Below are 15,887 nucleotides of genomic sequence, written 5' to 3'. Positions count from 1 at the left end.
GCGACGGCGGCGGACCTTGCCCCAGGCCGGGTGTGGAGGCAAGCTGCGTGGCCTTTCAGTCGGAGACCTCAGATGAACGACGTCACCCCCATCGCCCTGCCCGACGACCGCATCCTGCGCGTCCATGCCGGCCACGCCGCCGCCCCCATCGTCGTGGAGGTGACCCGCGGCTCGATGGTGGAGAGCGTCCACCGGGTGATCGCGGCGGTGACCGACGCGGCCGGCAAGCCGGTGATGGCCTGGGGCGATATCGACCGTCTGGTCTACGGCCGCTCGGCGATCAAGCCGATCCAGGCCCTGCCGGTGCTGGAGAGCGGGGCCGCCGACGCCTTCAATCTCGGCGAGGACGAGGTCACCCTGTGCTGCGCCAGCCATTCCGGCGAGGCGATGCATGTGGACCGGGTCAACGCCTGGCTCGGCCGGCTCGGCCTCTCCGCCGAGGACCTGGAATGCGGCCCGCAGATCCCGACCCACGAGGCTTCGGCCCATGCCATGCTGGCCGCGGGCGAGAAGCCGACCCGGGCGCATAACAACTGCTCGGGCAAGCATTCCGGCATGCTGACCACCGCCGTGCATCTGGGCGAGCCCACCAAGGGCTATATCCGCGACGAGCACCCGGTGCAGAAGCGGCTGCGCGCCACCATGCAGGAGATGAGCGGCTGCGACCTGTCCGGCGTGCCGACCGGTTACGACGGCTGCGGTATCCCGGTCTATGGCGTGCCGCTGAAGGGCATGGCGACCGCCATGGCCCAGTTCGCCGATCCCTCGCGTCTTTCCCCCGACCGGGCCGCCGCCACCCGGCGGATCGTCGCCGCCTGTGCGAAGCACCCGCTGCTGATCGCCGGCACCGGCCGGTTCAACAGCGCGATCCTGGGCGAGACCGGCGAGGCCTGCCTGCTGAAGAGCGGGGCGGAGGGCGTGTTCGCCGGCGCCGTGCCGGGTCAGGGCTACGGCATCTGCCTGAAGACCGACGACGGCAACGGCCGCGCCGCCAGCACCGCCATGGGGGCGATCCTGCGCCATCTCGGCGTGATCGACGACGCCATGGCCCAGCGCCTGGCCGACAAGCTGGTGCAGCCGGTGCATAACTGGGAAGGCCGCCTCGTCGGCCATGTCCGCCCGGCCCCCGACCTGGCGTTCTGAGGCAGGGCGTGAGTGAGACCGACCGCAAGGTTCGCGCCCAGTACGAAACCTACCCCTACCCGGCCCGCGACCCGCGCGACGAGGCGAAGCGGCTGATCACCGGCTCGCCCAGCCATCTGGACGAGATACGGCACTACGTCTTCGCCGGCCGCCTCGACCTGTCGACGCCGTTCCGCGCCCTGGTGGCCGGCGGCGGGACGGGGGATGCGGCGATCATGCTGGCCCAACAGCTCGCCGATGCCGGTGCCGCCGATGCGGAGGTCGTGCATCTCGACATCTCCTCCGCCTCGCGCGCCGTCGCGATGAAGCGGGCGGAGGCCCGCGGGCTGACCAACCTGCGTTTCGCCGACGGTCCGATCGAACGTGTGGCCGAGATCGCCCCCGGCCCTTACGACTACATCGACTGCTGCGGCGTGCTGCACCACCTGGACAGCCCCGAGGCCGGGCTGAAGGCGCTGGCCGGCGTGCTGAAGCCCCAGGGCGGCATGGGGCTGATGGTCTACGGCACGCTCGGGCGCACCGGCGTCTATCCGGTGCAGGAGGCGCTGACCCAGCTCAGCGGCGATCTGGGTGAGAGGGATCGTGTGGCGGTGGCCAAGAAGCTGGTCGCCGGCCTGCCCAAGACCCATTGGCTGAAGCGCAACCCCTTCGTCGGCGACCACCTGACCGGCGGCGATGCCGGGCTCTACGACCTGCTGCTGCACCCGCGCGACCGGGCGTATCGGGTGGACGAGTTCGCCGCGTTCGTCGCCTCCGGCGGGCTGTCGATCCGAAGCTGGATCGAACCGGCGCGCTACGACCCGGACACTTATCTGAGCGATCCGGGACTGCGCAAGGTGGCCTCGGGCCTCGACCCGCTGGCCCGCGCCGCCCTGGCGGAACGGTTGTCCGGCGCTATGGCCAAGCATATCGTCTACGCCCTGCCGGCCGCGCGTCCCGATCTGCCGGTGCCCGATCCGGGCGAGGATGGGGCGGTGCTGGTGCTGCGGGACCTGGACCCGGCGGCGGTGGCCAAGGGCCTGCCCGGCGGGGCGCTGAAGGCGGATCTCGGCGGGGCTCCGTGGCAGGCGCCGCTGCCGGCGATCGCGTCTGCGATCATCGCCCGGCTCGACGGCAAGCGGTCGGTGGCGGAGATCCGCGCCGAGCTGAAACCGGCCGACCCGACCCGCTTCGCCGACCATGTCCGCGGCACCTTCGCGGCGTTTCACGCGATCAACCGGATGCTGGTGCGGGAGACCCGGTAGCAGGGGGGAGGTTTACCCTCGCGCCCCCGGCGCTTCTACCCCCTCTCCGACTTCCTGGAAGCGCCGCAGGCGCCATCCAGGACCGTGCCGCAGGCGTCCGCATCAAGGTCCTGGATCGCTACGGCATGCCGCCTTCGCGTCCAGGAAGTCGATTGAGGGTTAGAGGCACCCAGACGATGGAAGCGTGAATGAGGTCGATCACACCGTGACCACGATCCCTATTCTCGTCCAAATCCTCCCCCTCTCCGACTTCCTGGAAGCGCCGCAGGCGCTATCCAGGACCTTGGTGCAGGCGTCCGGATCAAGGTCCTGGATCGCGACGGCGTGCCGCCTTCGCGTCCAGGAAGTCGATTGAGAGTTAGGGTCACCCAGAGGGTGGAAGGGTGAATGAGGTGGATCACACCGTGACCAAGATGCCTTTTCCCACCCAAATCCCTCCCCTCCCCGACTTCCTGGAAGCGCCGCAGCGATCCAGGACCGCGCCGCAGGCGTCCGCACCAGGTCCTGGATCGCTGCGGCGTGCCGCCTTCGCGTACAGGAAGTCGATTGAGGGTTAGAGGCACCCAGCGGGTGGAAGCGTGAAGGAGGTAGATCACACCGTGATCAAGATCGCTTTTCCCACCCAAATCCCTCCCCTCTCCGACTTCCTGGAAGCGGCGAAGGCGCTATCCAGGACCGCGCCGCAGGCGTCCGCATCAAGGTCCTGGATCGCTGCGGCCTAACGCCTTCGCGTCCAGGAAGTCGGATAGAGGAACCTATGAGCGACCCGCCGACCCGCCTACACTGCGGCAAACGCCCGGCGGTTCGCCTCCCAGGCCGTTGTGTATTCCAGGATCCGCGCCGTCTCGGCCGCCGCCTCGGCGCCGCATTCCCGGGCGATCAGGTGCAGGGTCATGTCCATGCCCAGCGACACCCCGCCGCCGGTGAGCAGGTCGCCCTCGTCCACCAGCCTGGCCTCAATCGTATCGACCGCCTCGTGGCGCTGCGCCAGCAGGTCCAGCGGCCGCGCCTCACCGGGGACGATCTCGCGCTTGGTGGTCGCCCGCCGGCCGTCGAGCAGTCCCGTCGCCGCCAGGATCATCCCGCCGGTGCAGACCGCCGCCACCGTGCCGCCGCCGGCATGGAACGCGCGGATATGGTCGAGCAGCGCCCGATCGTCGGCCGCTTGGCTCCAGCCCGGCCCACCCAGGACCATCAGGATATCGGCCGGCGGCACGTCGTCGAAGCCGTGATCGGCGATCAGCCGCAGGCCGTTGGCCATGACGATCTCGCCGCCGGCTTTCGAAACCACATGGAACGCCAAGTCCGGCACGATCCGCTTCGCCATGGAGAGCACGCCATAGGTCGCACCGATGTCGATCGGCTCGATCCCGTCATAGGCGAGCAGCGAGAACCGGGTCACCGTCAGTACAGCCCGCGCTCGGCCATGACCTTGCCCTGGCGCTCGGACTCCTCCTCGGTCAGCCCCTCCACATGGTCGATCAGCATCTGCGAGTAGGAGGCGAGCTGTTTGCGGTCGATCCGCTTGTCCGGGTTCCACAGGTCGGAGCGGACCAATGCCTTGGAGCAGTGGACGAAGGCCTCCTCCACGGTGATCAGCACGCCGATCTTCGGCGCCCGGTCGCGGATCGCGCAGGGTTCCAGCAGCCGGGGATCGTCCGTCAGCTTCGCCGTGCCGTTGATCCGCAGGGTCTCGCCCATGCCCGGCACCAGGACCAGCATCGCGATCCGCGGGTTGGCCAGCAGGTTGGCGTAGTTGTCGAGCCGGTTGTTGCCGACCCGGTCGGGCAGCAGGATGTGGGTGTCGTCCAGCACCCGCAGGAAGCCCGGCGGATCGCCGCGCGGCGAGGCGTCGGCCCCACCCGGCCCCTGGGTGGCGATCACGCAGAACGGGGCCAGGGCCAGGATGTCCCGGCAGTGCTTGTCCAGCCGGCGGATGACCTTGTCGCTGGAGCGGCTCATCATCTTGTGATGCATCGCCCGCAGCGCGGCCTCGTCGGTCACGTAGGAGATGTCGTCCGGCAGCATGGTCCCTCCCCTTAAATCTGTTTTATCCGCCCTCTCTCACTCCACCCCGTCATCCTGATGCAAATCAGGATCCTGCATCCGGCCACGCCAGCGGCTTGGTCCTGACGTGCGTCAGGACGACGGGGATGCCCCTCCTACGCCGCGTCCTCCCGGATCATCGCGGCACCCTTCTCGGCGATCATGATGGTCGGCGCGTTGGTGTTGCCGGTGGTGATCTCCGGCATGACCGAGGCGTCGATCACCCGCAGCCCCTCCATTCCGTGCACCCGCAGGCGGCTGTCGACCACGGCCCCCGGATCCTCGCCCATGCGGCAGGTGCCCACCGGGTGGTAGATCGTCGTGCCGTGGTTGCGGGCGAACTCGCGCACCGCATCGCGGTCCAGCGCGCCGCCGTCTCCCGGCACCTTCTCGCCCATGCTGATCTCCGCCAGCGACGGCGAGGCATAGATCGCCCGGGTCTGGCGGATGCCGGCCTCGAGCACACGGACGTCGTCGTCGTCCTCCAGATAGTTCGGCCGGATCGCCGGTTTGGCGAAGGGATCGGCCGAGGTCGCCAGGATCGTGCCGCGCGAGCGCGGGCGCACCGGGCAGACGGCGACCGCCATGCCCGGCTCCTTGTCGAGGAAGCCGACCTTGTCGATGGAGTAGCTGGCCGGGGTGAAGAGCAGTTGGATGTCGGGTGCGGCCAGCCCCTCGCGGCTGTGGCTGAACACCTGGGCGCTGGTGATGCCGAAGGTAAGCGCGCCGTTGCCGGCGGTGGCGTAGCGCACCATCTCGCGGGCCAGACGCCAGCCGCGGGCGAGCTGGTTGATGGAGGTCTCGTTGCGGATCCGGTGGGCGACGCGGACGACATAGTGGTCGTGCAGGTTGCGGCCGACGCCGGGCAACTCGTGGGCCACCTCCACCCCGATCGATTTCAGGTGCTCCGGCGTGCCGATGCCGGAGATCTGCAGGAGCTGGGGCGAGTTCACCGCCCCACCGCAGACGATCACCTCGCGCCGGGCGGAGATCGCGCGATCCACCCCGCCCTGGCGGAACCGCACGCCGGTGCAGCGCTTGCCGTCAAGGATCAGGCCGGTGGCGGTGGCGTCGGTCTCCACCCGCAGATTCTTGCGGTGCCGGGCCTCGGCCAGATAGGTCTGGGCGGTCGACCCGCGCCGGCGGCCGATCCGGGTCATCTGCGAGTAGCCGACACCCTCCTGCTTGGCGCCGTTGAGATCGGGGCTGAACGGATGGCCCGCTTCCTGGGCGGCCTTCACGAAGCGGTGGGTGAGCGGCAGGACGGTGTCGTAGTCGCGCACCTGCAGCGGGCCGTTGGAGCCCCGGAGTTCGGGATCGCCGCCATTGGCGTAGGTCTCCGATCCCTTGAAATACGGCAGCACCTCGGAGAACGACCAGCCGCGGCAGCCGCGCTGGGCCCAGCCATCGAAATCGGCGGGCTGGCCGCGCACGTAGAGCATGCCGTTGATCGAGGACGTGCCGCCCAGCACCTTGCCGCGCGGCCAGTTGATCGGCCGCCCCGCGGTCCCGGTCTCGCCCTCGCTGGCATAGCCCCAGTTCACCCAGCCGTTGCGCATGATGTAGAGCACGCCGGCGGGTATGTGGATGAACGGGTTCCAGTCCTTCGGCCCTGCCTCGAGCAGAACGACGCTGGCTCCGCTCTCGCTCAATCGCGCGGCGACGACGCATCCGGCCGACCCCGCGCCCACGACGACGTAGTCCGCCGCCGGGATGTTTTGTGTTGCCTCCATGCCGTCATTCGACAGCAGCGGCGGGGGGCTGCCAAGAGGGAGAGTTTGGGGTGGGGAGGGAGAAAGAAAAGAAGGTCCCCTACCGCAGGGTCACCGCGCGCAGGATCCAGCTTCGGAAGGCTTGGAACGACGGTTCCGTCTCGCGGCCCGGACGGACCAGCAGGTACCAGCTATGGCCCTTCGGCACCGCCTGCTTGAACGGTGCCACCAGCCGGCCTGCGGCGAGGTCGTCGTCGATATAGGGGCGGATGCCCATGGCGACCCCCGTTCCGTCGGCCGCCGCCTGCAGCGCCTGGCCGTAATAGGCCAGCGTCAGCCCGCTGGCCGGCGGGGTGGCGATGCCGACCGCCTGGAGCCAGCGCGACCATTCCTCCGGCGCGTGGCCCACATGCAGCAGCCGAACCCCCGCCAGGTCCCGGGGATGCAGCAGGTTGCGGGCGAGTTGCGGCGCGCAGACCGGGGTCAGCTCGGCCCGGATCATCTCCTCCGCCTTCAGGTCCGGCCAGCGGCCGTCGCCGAGCGAGATGCCGCAGCTCCAGTCGGCGCCGAACGCCGAGGTTGCCCCGCCGGTGGTCAGCCGCACCTCCACATCCGGGGCGACGGCGGCGAAATCGGACAGCCGGGGGATCAGCCAGCGGATGGCGAAGGTCGGGCCGACGCCCACGGTCAGCACCTTGGGCCGGCCCGCCGCCGTCACCTGTTCGGTCGCCGCGGCGATCTGGTCCAGAGCCGGCGTCAGCCCCGCGCGGTAGCTCTGCCCGGCGCCGGTAAGCGTCAGCCGGTTCGGGGTGCGCTCGAACAGCACCACGCCCAGGCTGTCCTCCAGCAGGCGGACAAGCCTACTGACCGCCGCCGGCGTGACATTCAATTCTTCGGCGGCCTTCGCAAAGCTCTCGAAACGTGCTGCGGATTCAAAGGCCTTAACGCCATTTAAGGATGGCAATTGACGCAAATTAGCCTCAATAAATCTATCGCTAGCATAAGATAACCCAGTTTGCCCCATTCCCGCAATGCGCGCAGAGTGCCGGCATCGTCTGGAGATCCGCCCTTGACCCCGCTCCTGCCATGACCCCGCTTCTCATTGCCGGCATCGCCCTCGTGATGGTCGCCACCTCGTTCCTGTCGGGAATCTTCGGCATGGCCGGCGGGATGGTGCTGGTCGGCGTGTTGCTGGCGATCCTGCCGGTGCCCACGGCGATGGCCCTGCACGCGATCACCCAGATGGCCTCCAACGCCTGGCGCGCGCTGATCTGGCGGGCGCATGTGCGCTGGCGGATCGTCGGCGCCTATGTGGTGGGCTGCGCGATCGCGGTGGGGGTGTGGAGCCTGTGGCTCTACGTGCCGAGCAAGGCGCTCGCCCTGATCGGTCTCGGCGCCCTGCCGCTCGCCACCCGTTTCGTGCCGGCCCATCTGCGGGCGCGGCCGGAGCATTTCGGCCACGGCATCGGCCAGGGGGCAGTGTCGATGATGCTGATGCTGCTGACCGGCGTGGCCGGACCGCAGCTCGACCAGTTCTTCCTCGGCGGCGGCCTCGACCGGCGGCAGATCATCGCGACCAAAGGGGTCTGCCAGGTCTTCGGCCATACCTTCAAGCTGGCCTATTTCGGCCTGCTGATCGACAACTCGGCCAGCGTCGATCCCCTGCTGGCCGCCGTCGCGATCACCGCCTCGATGATCGGCACCGGCCTGTCGAAAAAGGTGCTGGAGGCGATGAGCGATGCGCAGTACCGGCGCTGGGCCGACCGCATCATCGTCGGCATCTCGGTGTATTATGTCGCCCATGGCGGCTACCTGCTGGCGGCACCCCTGGTGACCGCCGGCGCCTGAAGGAGGAACGTGGCATGTCCCAACAGACCGCTGAACAGACCGACTTCACCGTCGAGCGCCTGCTGCTCGACCTCGTCGCCTGGATCGCCGAGGAGCCGCGGCCCTATGCCGACGTGCTCGACGCCTGGCGGACCTCCTGTCCGCGCCTTCCGGTCTGGGAGGAGGCGGTGGATCGCGGCTATGTGCGCCGGGTTGCCGGACGGGAGGGCGGCGCCGTCGTCCATGTCACTGGTTCGGGCAGCGATTTCCTGCGCCGGCATGGACGCCCGGTCCGCCAGCGGGACGCGGCGCGCCACGATCCGTCGGCGCAAAAGAAAACGGCCTGACTCGCGTCAGGCCGCTGACTTGCCTCAAGCGCTTCCCGAGGGGGGAGGGGAAGCGGCTCGAGGCAGGGATCGGGATCGGAGACTGGGTGGCGCCTCCGGTCCCGGATAGAACGCCTCAGGCGGACCAGAACGGCTTGTTGGCCTCGTAGTTCGCCTCATCGCGGGTCACGCCGATATCTGCCAGGAGACGCGAGTCCAGATCGGCGAGGGTCTCGCGATCCTTGATGCGCGAGCTCCACAGCGTCAGCGTGCCGACGACGGTGGCGAAAACGCGATCCGCCATCGAGGTGTGGGCTCCGCGCTCGGCGGAGGCCCCGAACATCGGGCGAGCGGTCTGGGTCAGGGTCCGGCTCATAGGAACCTCCTTCACAAAGAGTTAATATTTTGGGTAACGAGCAAGGGCGCGGCGCCCTCTTAACTCGTTGTCTGGGAGTGTATTTACGGATTGAATTGCCCGTTCACAAACGATACTTTCTCATCATATCTATTAGATAATCTTATCCGTAAAGGGGCTGTTAATGCGTCGTCTCCCGCCGCTGAATGCCCTGCGCGCCTTCGAGGCGGCGGCCCGGCATCTCAGCTTCACCAAGGCCGCCGGCGAGCTCAACGTCACCCAGGCGGCGATCAGCCACCAGATCCGCGCGCTGGAGGACTGGTTGGGCATGCCGTTGTTCCGGCGCCAGAACCGGGCCCTGCTGCTGACCGATGCGGGCCAGTCCTACCTGCCGGCCATGCGCGATGCGTTCGACCTCATGCATCAGGCCACGGCCAAGCTGCACCAGCGCGACCGCAGCGGGGCGCTGAACGTCTCCACCTTCACCAGCTTCGCCGCCAAATGGCTGATGCCCCGGCTCGGCCGCTTCACGTCGAGCCATCCGGAGATCGAGATCCGGCTGGGCATCAACGACACCCTGCTCGACTTCGCTTCCGACGATGTCGATGTCGGCGTGCGCTACGGCCGCGGCGACTGGCGCGGCGTGCACAAGGAACTGCTGATGACCGAGGAGGTCTTCGTGGTGTGCAGTCCGAAGCTTCTGGAGGGCGAGCATCCGCTGCGCGAGCCGTCGGACCTGCGCCACCACACCCTGCTGCACGACGACCTGCCGGAGGACTGGAGCACCTGGCTCGACGCCGCGGGCGTGGACGACGCGGTCAAGGTCCGGGCCCGGGGCGACCTGGTGTTCAACCACTCAGAAATGGTGCTGCAGGCCGCGGCGGACGGCCTCGGCGTGGCCCTGGGCCGGAGTGCGCTGGTGGCGGACGATTTAGCCGCCGGACGGCTGGTGAAGCCGTTCGACCTGCAGCTACCGACCCAGTCCGCGTATTACGTCGTTCATTCCGAAAACGCCGGCGACCGCCCGAAGATCAAGGCATTCAGCGACTGGCTGCACGAGGAGGCCGCCCGCGACCACCGCAGCCCCCAGGCGGAGCAGAGCGCGGATCAGGCGCCGCCGGTCTGACCGGCTCAGTCCTTCGGGGCGAGCCCCATCGGCTCGGCCCCGAACACTTTGCGGAACGCCTCGTTCAGTTTCAGAATGTCGTCGCTGTTCAGCGCCACGCCCTTCTCGATGAAGTCCTCGCCCTGCCGCAGGTTGCGCCCGCACGCGTCGACATAGACGTCCATGAGCTCGCGGAAGGCGGAAAACGCGTGATTGCCCACGGTACCCGATCGGACATCGAAGACCGAAACGATGGCACCCATCCGACGGACCATGCCGTCGAGCTCTTTTATGCGCATCGCATCAACTGTCACAGCCGAACTCCGATGGTGAAGGGCAATCGCCCCGTTTGTTTCCCCAAAGGCGAGATTTAGACAAAAACCGCCTCCGTTCAAAGGGGTTATCGATGCAGCCGGTCATGGCGTGCCACCGTCCGGTGCGGCTTTCTCCGCCCGCCAGACCTCGACCCGGTTCCGCCCCTGCTCCTTCGCCGTGTACAGCGCCTTGTCGGCCCGCTCGACCAGTTCGGGGATCGGGCGGCGCGGATTGAGCAGGGTGACGCCGAAGGATACGGTCAGCGCCACGGTGCGGCCGTCCTCGGTGGCGAACTCCTCCTTGGCGATCCGCGCCCGCACCCGGTCCAGCACCCGGCGCGCCTCCTCCGGCCCTGTATCCGGCAGGCAGAGGAGAAACTCCTCGCCGCCGTAGCGGTAGACGCTGTCATAGGGCCGCAGGTTGTCGATCAGGGCGGTGGAGACGGAGGCCAGCACCTGATCGCCCACCCCATGGCCGAAGGTGTCGTTGATCGCCTTGAAATGATCGATATCGGCCAGCGCGATGCAGGCGGGCGAGCCGGAACGCCGGACCCGGACGATCTCGCGCTTGAGGTCGCGCTGCATCACCTGACGGGTCTGCGCGCCGGTCAGCGGGTCGATATCGCTGATCGCCGCCTGGAACGCCTTGGCCAGCCGCTGGGCGTGGTCGTGGAAGGCCGACACCTTCTCCAGCAGGGCGTCGTATTCCTCGACCGGCACCTTGTCGGACTTCCAGGCCCGCTCGGCCAGAAGTGCGAGATGGTTCAGCAGCGCCTCGTGCAGCGCCACCAGGGTCTCGAAGGCCGGCTGGTCGAGCGGCGGGTTCTGGCGCCGGTCCTCGTACCACCGGCCGAACTCCGACGCCCCGTGCGAGCCCAGTTGCAGCAGATCCTCGTCCGGTCGCACCTTGGAAATGGCGGAGCGGTGGAACCGCTGCAGCCGGTCGTCCACCCCCCGCACCGCCTTCTCGATCGCGTTGACGATCGCCTCATGGCGGCTTCGGTGGGAGGCGGCGTCCGGGATGACCATCGCGCCGTGCGCCCCCTACTCCGCCAGCTCGGCGCGGTCGCGGTACTCCTCCAGCGCCTCCGGATTGGCCAGAGCCTCGACGTTCTTCACCGGCCGGCCATGCACCACGTTGCGCACCGCCAGCTCGACGATCTTGCCCGACTTGGTGCGCGGGATGTCGGTAACGGCCAGCACCTTGGCCGGCACGTGGCGCGGGGTGCAGCCGGTGCGGATCTTGGTCTTGATCGCCTTGATCAGCTCGTCGTCGAGGGTCACGCCCTCGGCGAGGCGGACGAACAGGACCACGCGCACGTCGTTGTCCCAGTCCTGGCCGATGACCAGCGCCTCCATGACCTGCGGCATCTGCTCGACCTGGCGGTAGATCTCCGCCGTGCCGATGCGCACGCCGCCCGGGTTCAGCACCGCGTCGGAGCGGCCGTAGATGATCATGCCGCCATGCTTGGTGAGCTCGACATAGTCGCCGTGGCACCACACGCCCGGCCAGGCCTCGAAATAGGCGGCCTTGAACTTCTCGCCCTCGGGGTCGTTCCAGAAATAGATCGGCATACAGGGGAACGGTTTGGTGCAGACCAGCTCGCCCTTCTCGCCGACCACCGGCTTGCCGTCGTCGTTCCAGACCTCCACGGCCATGCCCAGGCCGCGCTTCTGGATCTCGCCGCGCCAGACCGGGCTGATCGGGCTGCCGAGCACGAAGCAGGAGACGATGTCCGTCCCGCCGGAGATCGAGGCGAGCTGGATGTCCTGCTTGATCTCGGCATAGACGTAGTCGAAGCCCTCGGGCACCAGCGGCGAGCCGGTGGAGGTCATCGCCCGCACGGTGTCGAGCTTATGGGTGCTCTTCGGGCTGCGTTCGATCTTCTTCAGGTGGTCGATGTATTTGGCCGAGGTGCCGAACAGGGTCATGCGCTCGGCATCGGCGTAGTCGAACAGGATGTCCGGGTGCGGATGGAACGGCGAGCCGTCGTAGAGCAGCAGCGTGGCTTCGGCCGCCAGGCCCGAGACCAGCCAGTTCCACATCATCCAGCCGCAGGTGGTGAAGTAGAACACCCGGTCGCCCGGCCGCACGTCGGTCTGCAGCTTATGCTCCTTGAGGTGCTGCAGAAGGGTGCCGCCGATGCCGTGCACGATGCATTTCGGCACGCCGGTCGTGCCCGACGAGAACATGATGTAGAGCGGATCGTTGAACGGCATCCGCGTGAAGCTGAGTTCCGGCGCGGCACCGTCGCCGAGATAGGCGTCCCACATGACCGCGTCCTTGATGCCGGAGATGTCCGGGGCGGCATTGGCATACGGCACGACCAGCACGCGCTTCAGCGTCGGCAACTGGTCGGCCACGGCGGCGACCTTGTCGCGGATATCGATGGTCTTGGTGGCGTAGAAGTAGCCTTCCACCGCGACCAGCACCGTCGGCTCGATCTGGCCGAACCTGTCCATCACGCCCTGGACGCCGAAATCGGGCGAGCAGGAGGACCACACCGCGCCGAGCGACGTGGCGGCCAGCATGGCGATGATCGTCTGCGGCATGTTCGGCATGAAGGCGGCGACCCGGTCGCCCGGCCCGACCCCGTCGGCCTTCAGCGCGGCGGCCAGCTTGGCGACCTGGGCGCGGGTCTCGTCCCAGGAGTAGCGCAGCTTCACCTTGTCCTCGCCCCAGAAGACCAGGGCGTCGCCGTCGCCCGTGCGGCGCAGCAGGTTCTCGGCGAAGTTGACCTTTCCGTTGGGGAAGAATTTGGCGCCCGGCATCGCGGTCGGGTCGGACAGGGTCACATCGCCCTTCTCGCCGATCACCCCGCCGAAATCCCACAGGGCGGCCCAGAAGGCTTCCGGGTTGTCGACCGACCATTGCCACAGGCTGTCGTAGTCGCTCGCCCCTGCACCGCTTTCGGCATTCGCCTTCTGCATGAAAGCGGTGATCTGCGCCGCAGCGGCGCGCTCAGGCGAAGGTTCCCACAGCTTGGTGACCGCGTCGGTCATCACGTCCTCCGGTAGGTGCGTCTCCCGGCCGATCCCGCCGGACTGTTCCGTTCATTCGTATCGCCAGCACCGGACAGGCGCAACGGCGGCATGCGCGCGGGCGCTTGTTATTGCAGTGCAGCAGACTATTGTGAGCCCGACATGCCAGACCCCGCCGCCGCCCCGTCATCGAGCCCCAATCCGACCCTGAAGCCCGAGGCCGACCGCCCGTGGAGCACCCGGTGGCTCGCCCTGCCCGGCAATGTCCGCGGCGCGTTCTGGATCCTGGCAGCGTCGATCCTGTTCTCGATCATGTCGGCAGCGGTGAAGACCGTGGGCGGGAGGCTGGACATCTTCCAGATCGCGTTCTTCCGCTGTCTGGTCGGGCTGCTGGTCATCCTGCCGTTCATGGTCCGGGTCGGCCCGCATGTGTTCAAGACAAAGCGGCCGGTGCTGCATGTCGTGCGCTCGCTGACCGGCCTGATGGCGATGTTCTGCGGCTTCTACGCGATCACCCACCTGCCGCTGGCCGACGCGACGGCGATCACCTTCGCCAAGCCGCTGTTCATGATCGTCCTGGCGGTGCTGTTCCTGGGCGAGGTGGTGCGCTGGCGCCGCTGGTCGGCGACGATCATCGGCTTCCTCGGTGTGCTGATCATGATCAACCCGGGCGAGAACGGGTTGGACCCGGCGATGGCGGCCGCCCTTGCCGGCACGCTCTGCGTCGCCGTGGTGGTGGTGCTGGTCAAGCGGCTGTCGGCGACCGAGGCGCCGCTGACCATCCTGTTCACCTTCGGCGTGGTCTCGACCATCGCCTCGGCCCTGCCGGCGGCCCTGGTCTGGCAGACCCCGACCTGGACCGAGATGGCGCTGATGGTGCTGATCGGTTCGCTGGGCGCGTCCGGCCAGTCCTGCATGATCCGCGGATTCCGCGTCGGCGAGGCGACGGCGGTGGTGCCGTTCGAGTACTCTCAACTGCTGTTCGCGGGGATCTTCGGCTACATGCTGTTCGGGAACGTGCCGACGCTGAACACGCTGGCCGGGGCGGTGCTGATCGTGGCGAGCACCCTGTACATCGCCCTGCGCGAGGCGAAACTGGGCAAGCAGCCGGCCGCCAAGGCCTCGGTGCAGGCCCCGGCGCCGGTGGCGGTGGGTGAACATAGGCCGCCGCCGGGCTCTTGATCCTGATTTGCATCAGGATGACGGCTGGGGTTGGTTTGTGATCCTTCTTTTCCCGTCGTCCTGACGAAAGTTAGGACCAAGCCTCCCCCTATCCCCTCCGTCATCCCGGCTCGCCGACAGGCGAGGCCGGGACCCAACCAATACGTTGACAGCCGGGTCCCGGGCACCCTGAACGCGTTCAGGGCCCCGGGATGACATAGGGTGAGAAGTGGCGCGCCGGCGCTACTCCGCCGCGGCGGCCACCGTGCCGCCGACCGCATCCAGCGCCTGGCCGAGATCGGCGAGGATGTCGTCGATATGCTCGATGCCGACCGACAGGCGCACATAGCCGTCGCTGACGCCGGTGGCGATCTGGTCCTCCGGGCTGAGCTGGCTGTGGGTCGTGCTCGCCGGGTGGATCGCCAGCGAGCGGGCGTCGCCAATATTGGCCACGTGATAGAACAGCTTCAGCTTGTCGATGAAGGCGCGGCCCGCCTCCTTGCCGCCCTTGATCTCGAAGCCGACCAGCCCGCCATAGCCGCCTTTCAGGTAGGTGTCGGCCCGCTTGCGCGCCTCGCCGTCCTGCTGGCTCGGATGGATGACCGTCGCCACGGCCTCATGGCCCTTCAGGAACTCGGCGACCTTGACCGCATTCTCCGCATGGGCGCGGATGCGCAGCGGCAGAGTCTCGAGCCCCTGGATGATCTGGAACGCGTTGAACGGGCTCAGCGCCGCACCCAGGTCGCGCAGCAGGGTCGTGCGGGCCTTGATGATGTAGGCGACCGGGCCGAGCGGCGCCGTCGCCTCGGTCCACACCGCACCGTGGTAGCTCGGGTCCGGCGTGTTCAGGGCCGGCTGGCGCTCCTTGTGGTCGGCCCAGGGGAAGTTGCCGCCATCGACGATCAGGCCGCCGATGGAGGTCCCATGACCGCCGATATACTTGGTGGTCGAATAGACGATGACCGCAGCACCATGGTCGAACGGCCGGCACAGGATCGGGGCGGCCGTGTTGTCGATGATCAGCGGAATGCCGAAGCCACGGCCGATATCGGACACTTCCTTGATCGGGAAGACCTGCAGCTTCGGGTTCGGCAGAGTCTCGGCGTAATAGGCGCGGGTGCGCTTGTCGGTGGCGCGGGCGAAGTTCTCCGGATCGGACGGATCGACGAAGCGGACCTCGACGCCCTGGTCCTTCAGGGTGTTGGCGAACAGGTTCCAGGTCCCGCCGTAGAGATCGGTGGAGCTGACGATGTTGTCGCCGGCCTTGGCCAGGTTCTGGATCGAGAAGGCGCTGGCCGCCTGACCGGAGGCCACGGCGAGGGCGGCAACGCCGCCTTCCAGGGCCGCGACCCGCTGCTCCAGCACGTCGCAGGTCGGGTTCATGATCCGGGTGTAGATGTTCCCCAGCTCCTTCAGCGCGAAGAGGTTCGCCGCATGCTCGGTGTCGCGGAACTGGTAGGAGGTTGTCTGGTAGATCGGCACGGCCACGGACCCGGTGGTCGGGTCGGCGCGGTAGCCGGCATGCAGGGCCAGGGTCTGAGGATTGGTGGTGTTGAGGGACATCGGTCGTCTCCGTTTAGCAGTCGGCGAGCAGCAGCCCGCCTTGGTCAAAGGGACCAAATGCAGCCGGGACGGAGGCGCCGGACGGACCGGTTCGCTATGGCGGAAAAAG

General features: G+C 68.0%; 15 protein-coding genes. 6 read left to right on the top strand and 9 right to left on the bottom strand.

Annotated elements, in window-relative coordinates; translation table 11 throughout:
• Positions 1 to 72: 72 nt before the first annotated feature.
• Both T8K17_RS08245 and T8K17_RS08240 read left to right on the top strand, forming a co-directional pair.
• Positions 73 to 1,143 carry an asparaginase gene (locus T8K17_RS08245; protein ID WP_322334020.1) on the top strand — a complete coding sequence of 357 codons (1,071 nt, stop codon included), beginning with the start codon at positions 73 to 75 and terminating at the stop codon, positions 1,141 to 1,143.
• Positions 1,144 to 1,151: 8 nt separating this feature from the next.
• Positions 1,152 to 2,387 carry a methyltransferase gene (locus T8K17_RS08240; RefSeq protein ID WP_322334019.1) on the top strand — a complete coding sequence of 412 codons (1,236 nt, stop codon included), beginning with the start codon at positions 1,152 to 1,154 and terminating at the stop codon, positions 2,385 to 2,387.
• 778 nt (positions 2,388 to 3,165) lie between these two features.
• On the opposite strand, the gene T8K17_RS08235 is transcribed toward T8K17_RS08240, so the two are convergent.
• The 4 genes from T8K17_RS08235 to gcvA form a co-directional block, all read right to left on the bottom strand.
• The gene (locus tag T8K17_RS08235; protein ID WP_322334018.1) at positions 3,166 to 3,789 is read right to left on the bottom strand and encodes a DJ-1/PfpI family protein; all 624 of its coding nucleotides are present in this window, start codon (positions 3,787 to 3,789) and stop codon (positions 3,166 to 3,168) included.
• A gap of 2 nt (positions 3,790 to 3,791) precedes the next feature.
• On the bottom strand, positions 3,792 to 4,415 hold the full coding sequence (locus T8K17_RS08230; RefSeq protein ID WP_322334017.1) for an MSMEG_1061 family FMN-dependent PPOX-type flavoprotein: 624 nt from the start codon (positions 4,413 to 4,415) through the stop codon (positions 3,792 to 3,794).
• 134 nt (positions 4,416 to 4,549) lie between these two features.
• Complete coding sequence (locus T8K17_RS08225; protein WP_322334016.1) at positions 4,550 to 6,166, bottom strand: GMC family oxidoreductase; 1,617 nt, start codon at positions 6,164 to 6,166, stop codon at positions 4,550 to 4,552.
• Positions 6,167 to 6,245: 79 nt separating this feature from the next.
• Complete coding sequence (gene gcvA / locus T8K17_RS08220; protein ID WP_322334015.1) at positions 6,246 to 7,169, bottom strand: transcriptional regulator GcvA; 924 nt, start codon at positions 7,167 to 7,169, stop codon at positions 6,246 to 6,248.
• A gap of 62 nt (positions 7,170 to 7,231) precedes the next feature.
• Between gcvA and T8K17_RS08215 the strand changes: the two genes are divergently transcribed.
• Both T8K17_RS08215 and T8K17_RS08210 read left to right on the top strand, forming a co-directional pair.
• A complete protein-coding gene (locus tag T8K17_RS08215; RefSeq protein WP_322334014.1) occupies positions 7,232 to 7,993 on the top strand; it encodes a sulfite exporter TauE/SafE family protein in 762 nt (253 codons plus the stop codon).
• 14 nt (positions 7,994 to 8,007) lie between these two features.
• Positions 8,008 to 8,319 (top strand): hypothetical protein, encoded by a 312-nt coding sequence (locus T8K17_RS08210; protein ID WP_322334013.1) that lies wholly within the window; start codon positions 8,008 to 8,010, stop codon positions 8,317 to 8,319.
• Positions 8,320 to 8,434: 115 nt separating this feature from the next.
• Here the strand turns inward: T8K17_RS08210 and T8K17_RS08205 are convergent, their stop codons facing one another.
• Positions 8,435 to 8,674: a DUF1127 domain-containing protein gene (locus tag T8K17_RS08205; RefSeq protein WP_322334012.1), complete on the bottom strand. Its 240-nt coding sequence runs from the start codon at positions 8,672 to 8,674 to the stop codon at positions 8,435 to 8,437.
• 163 nt (positions 8,675 to 8,837) lie between these two features.
• Between T8K17_RS08205 and T8K17_RS08200 the strand changes: the two genes are divergently transcribed.
• Positions 8,838 to 9,779: a transcriptional regulator GcvA gene (locus tag T8K17_RS08200; protein ID WP_322334011.1), complete on the top strand. Its 942-nt coding sequence runs from the start codon at positions 8,838 to 8,840 to the stop codon at positions 9,777 to 9,779.
• A gap of 5 nt (positions 9,780 to 9,784) precedes the next feature.
• Here the strand turns inward: T8K17_RS08200 and T8K17_RS08195 are convergent, their stop codons facing one another.
• The 3 genes from T8K17_RS08195 to T8K17_RS08185 form a co-directional block, all read right to left on the bottom strand.
• Positions 9,785 to 10,072 (bottom strand): hypothetical protein, encoded by a 288-nt coding sequence (locus T8K17_RS08195; protein ID WP_322334010.1) that lies wholly within the window; start codon positions 10,070 to 10,072, stop codon positions 9,785 to 9,787.
• Positions 10,073 to 10,174: 102 nt separating this feature from the next.
• A complete protein-coding gene (locus tag T8K17_RS08190) occupies positions 10,175 to 11,101 on the bottom strand; it encodes a diguanylate cyclase (protein WP_322334009.1) in 927 nt (308 codons plus the stop codon).
• 15 nt (positions 11,102 to 11,116) lie between these two features.
• The gene (locus T8K17_RS08185) at positions 11,117 to 13,075 is read right to left on the bottom strand and encodes an acetoacetate--CoA ligase (RefSeq protein ID WP_322334008.1); all 1,959 of its coding nucleotides are present in this window, start codon (positions 13,073 to 13,075) and stop codon (positions 11,117 to 11,119) included.
• A gap of 141 nt (positions 13,076 to 13,216) precedes the next feature.
• Here T8K17_RS08185 and T8K17_RS08180 point away from each other — a divergent pair, with 141 nt between their 5' ends.
• Positions 13,217 to 14,236, top strand: coding sequence for a DMT family transporter (locus T8K17_RS08180; RefSeq protein WP_322334007.1), 1,020 nt, complete (start codon positions 13,217 to 13,219; stop codon positions 14,234 to 14,236).
• Positions 14,237 to 14,458: 222 nt separating this feature from the next.
• Here the strand turns inward: T8K17_RS08180 and T8K17_RS08175 are convergent, their stop codons facing one another.
• Positions 14,459 to 15,778, bottom strand: coding sequence for an O-acetylhomoserine aminocarboxypropyltransferase/cysteine synthase family protein (locus T8K17_RS08175; protein WP_322334006.1), 1,320 nt, complete (start codon positions 15,776 to 15,778; stop codon positions 14,459 to 14,461).
• Between the last annotated feature and the right edge of the window lie 109 nt (positions 15,779 to 15,887).

This window comes from Thalassobaculum sp. OXR-137 (assembly GCF_034377285.1).
Classification (GTDB): Bacteria; Pseudomonadota; Alphaproteobacteria; order Thalassobaculales; family Thalassobaculaceae; genus Thalassobaculum.
This window is presented reverse-complemented; position numbering and strand designations above follow the sequence as displayed.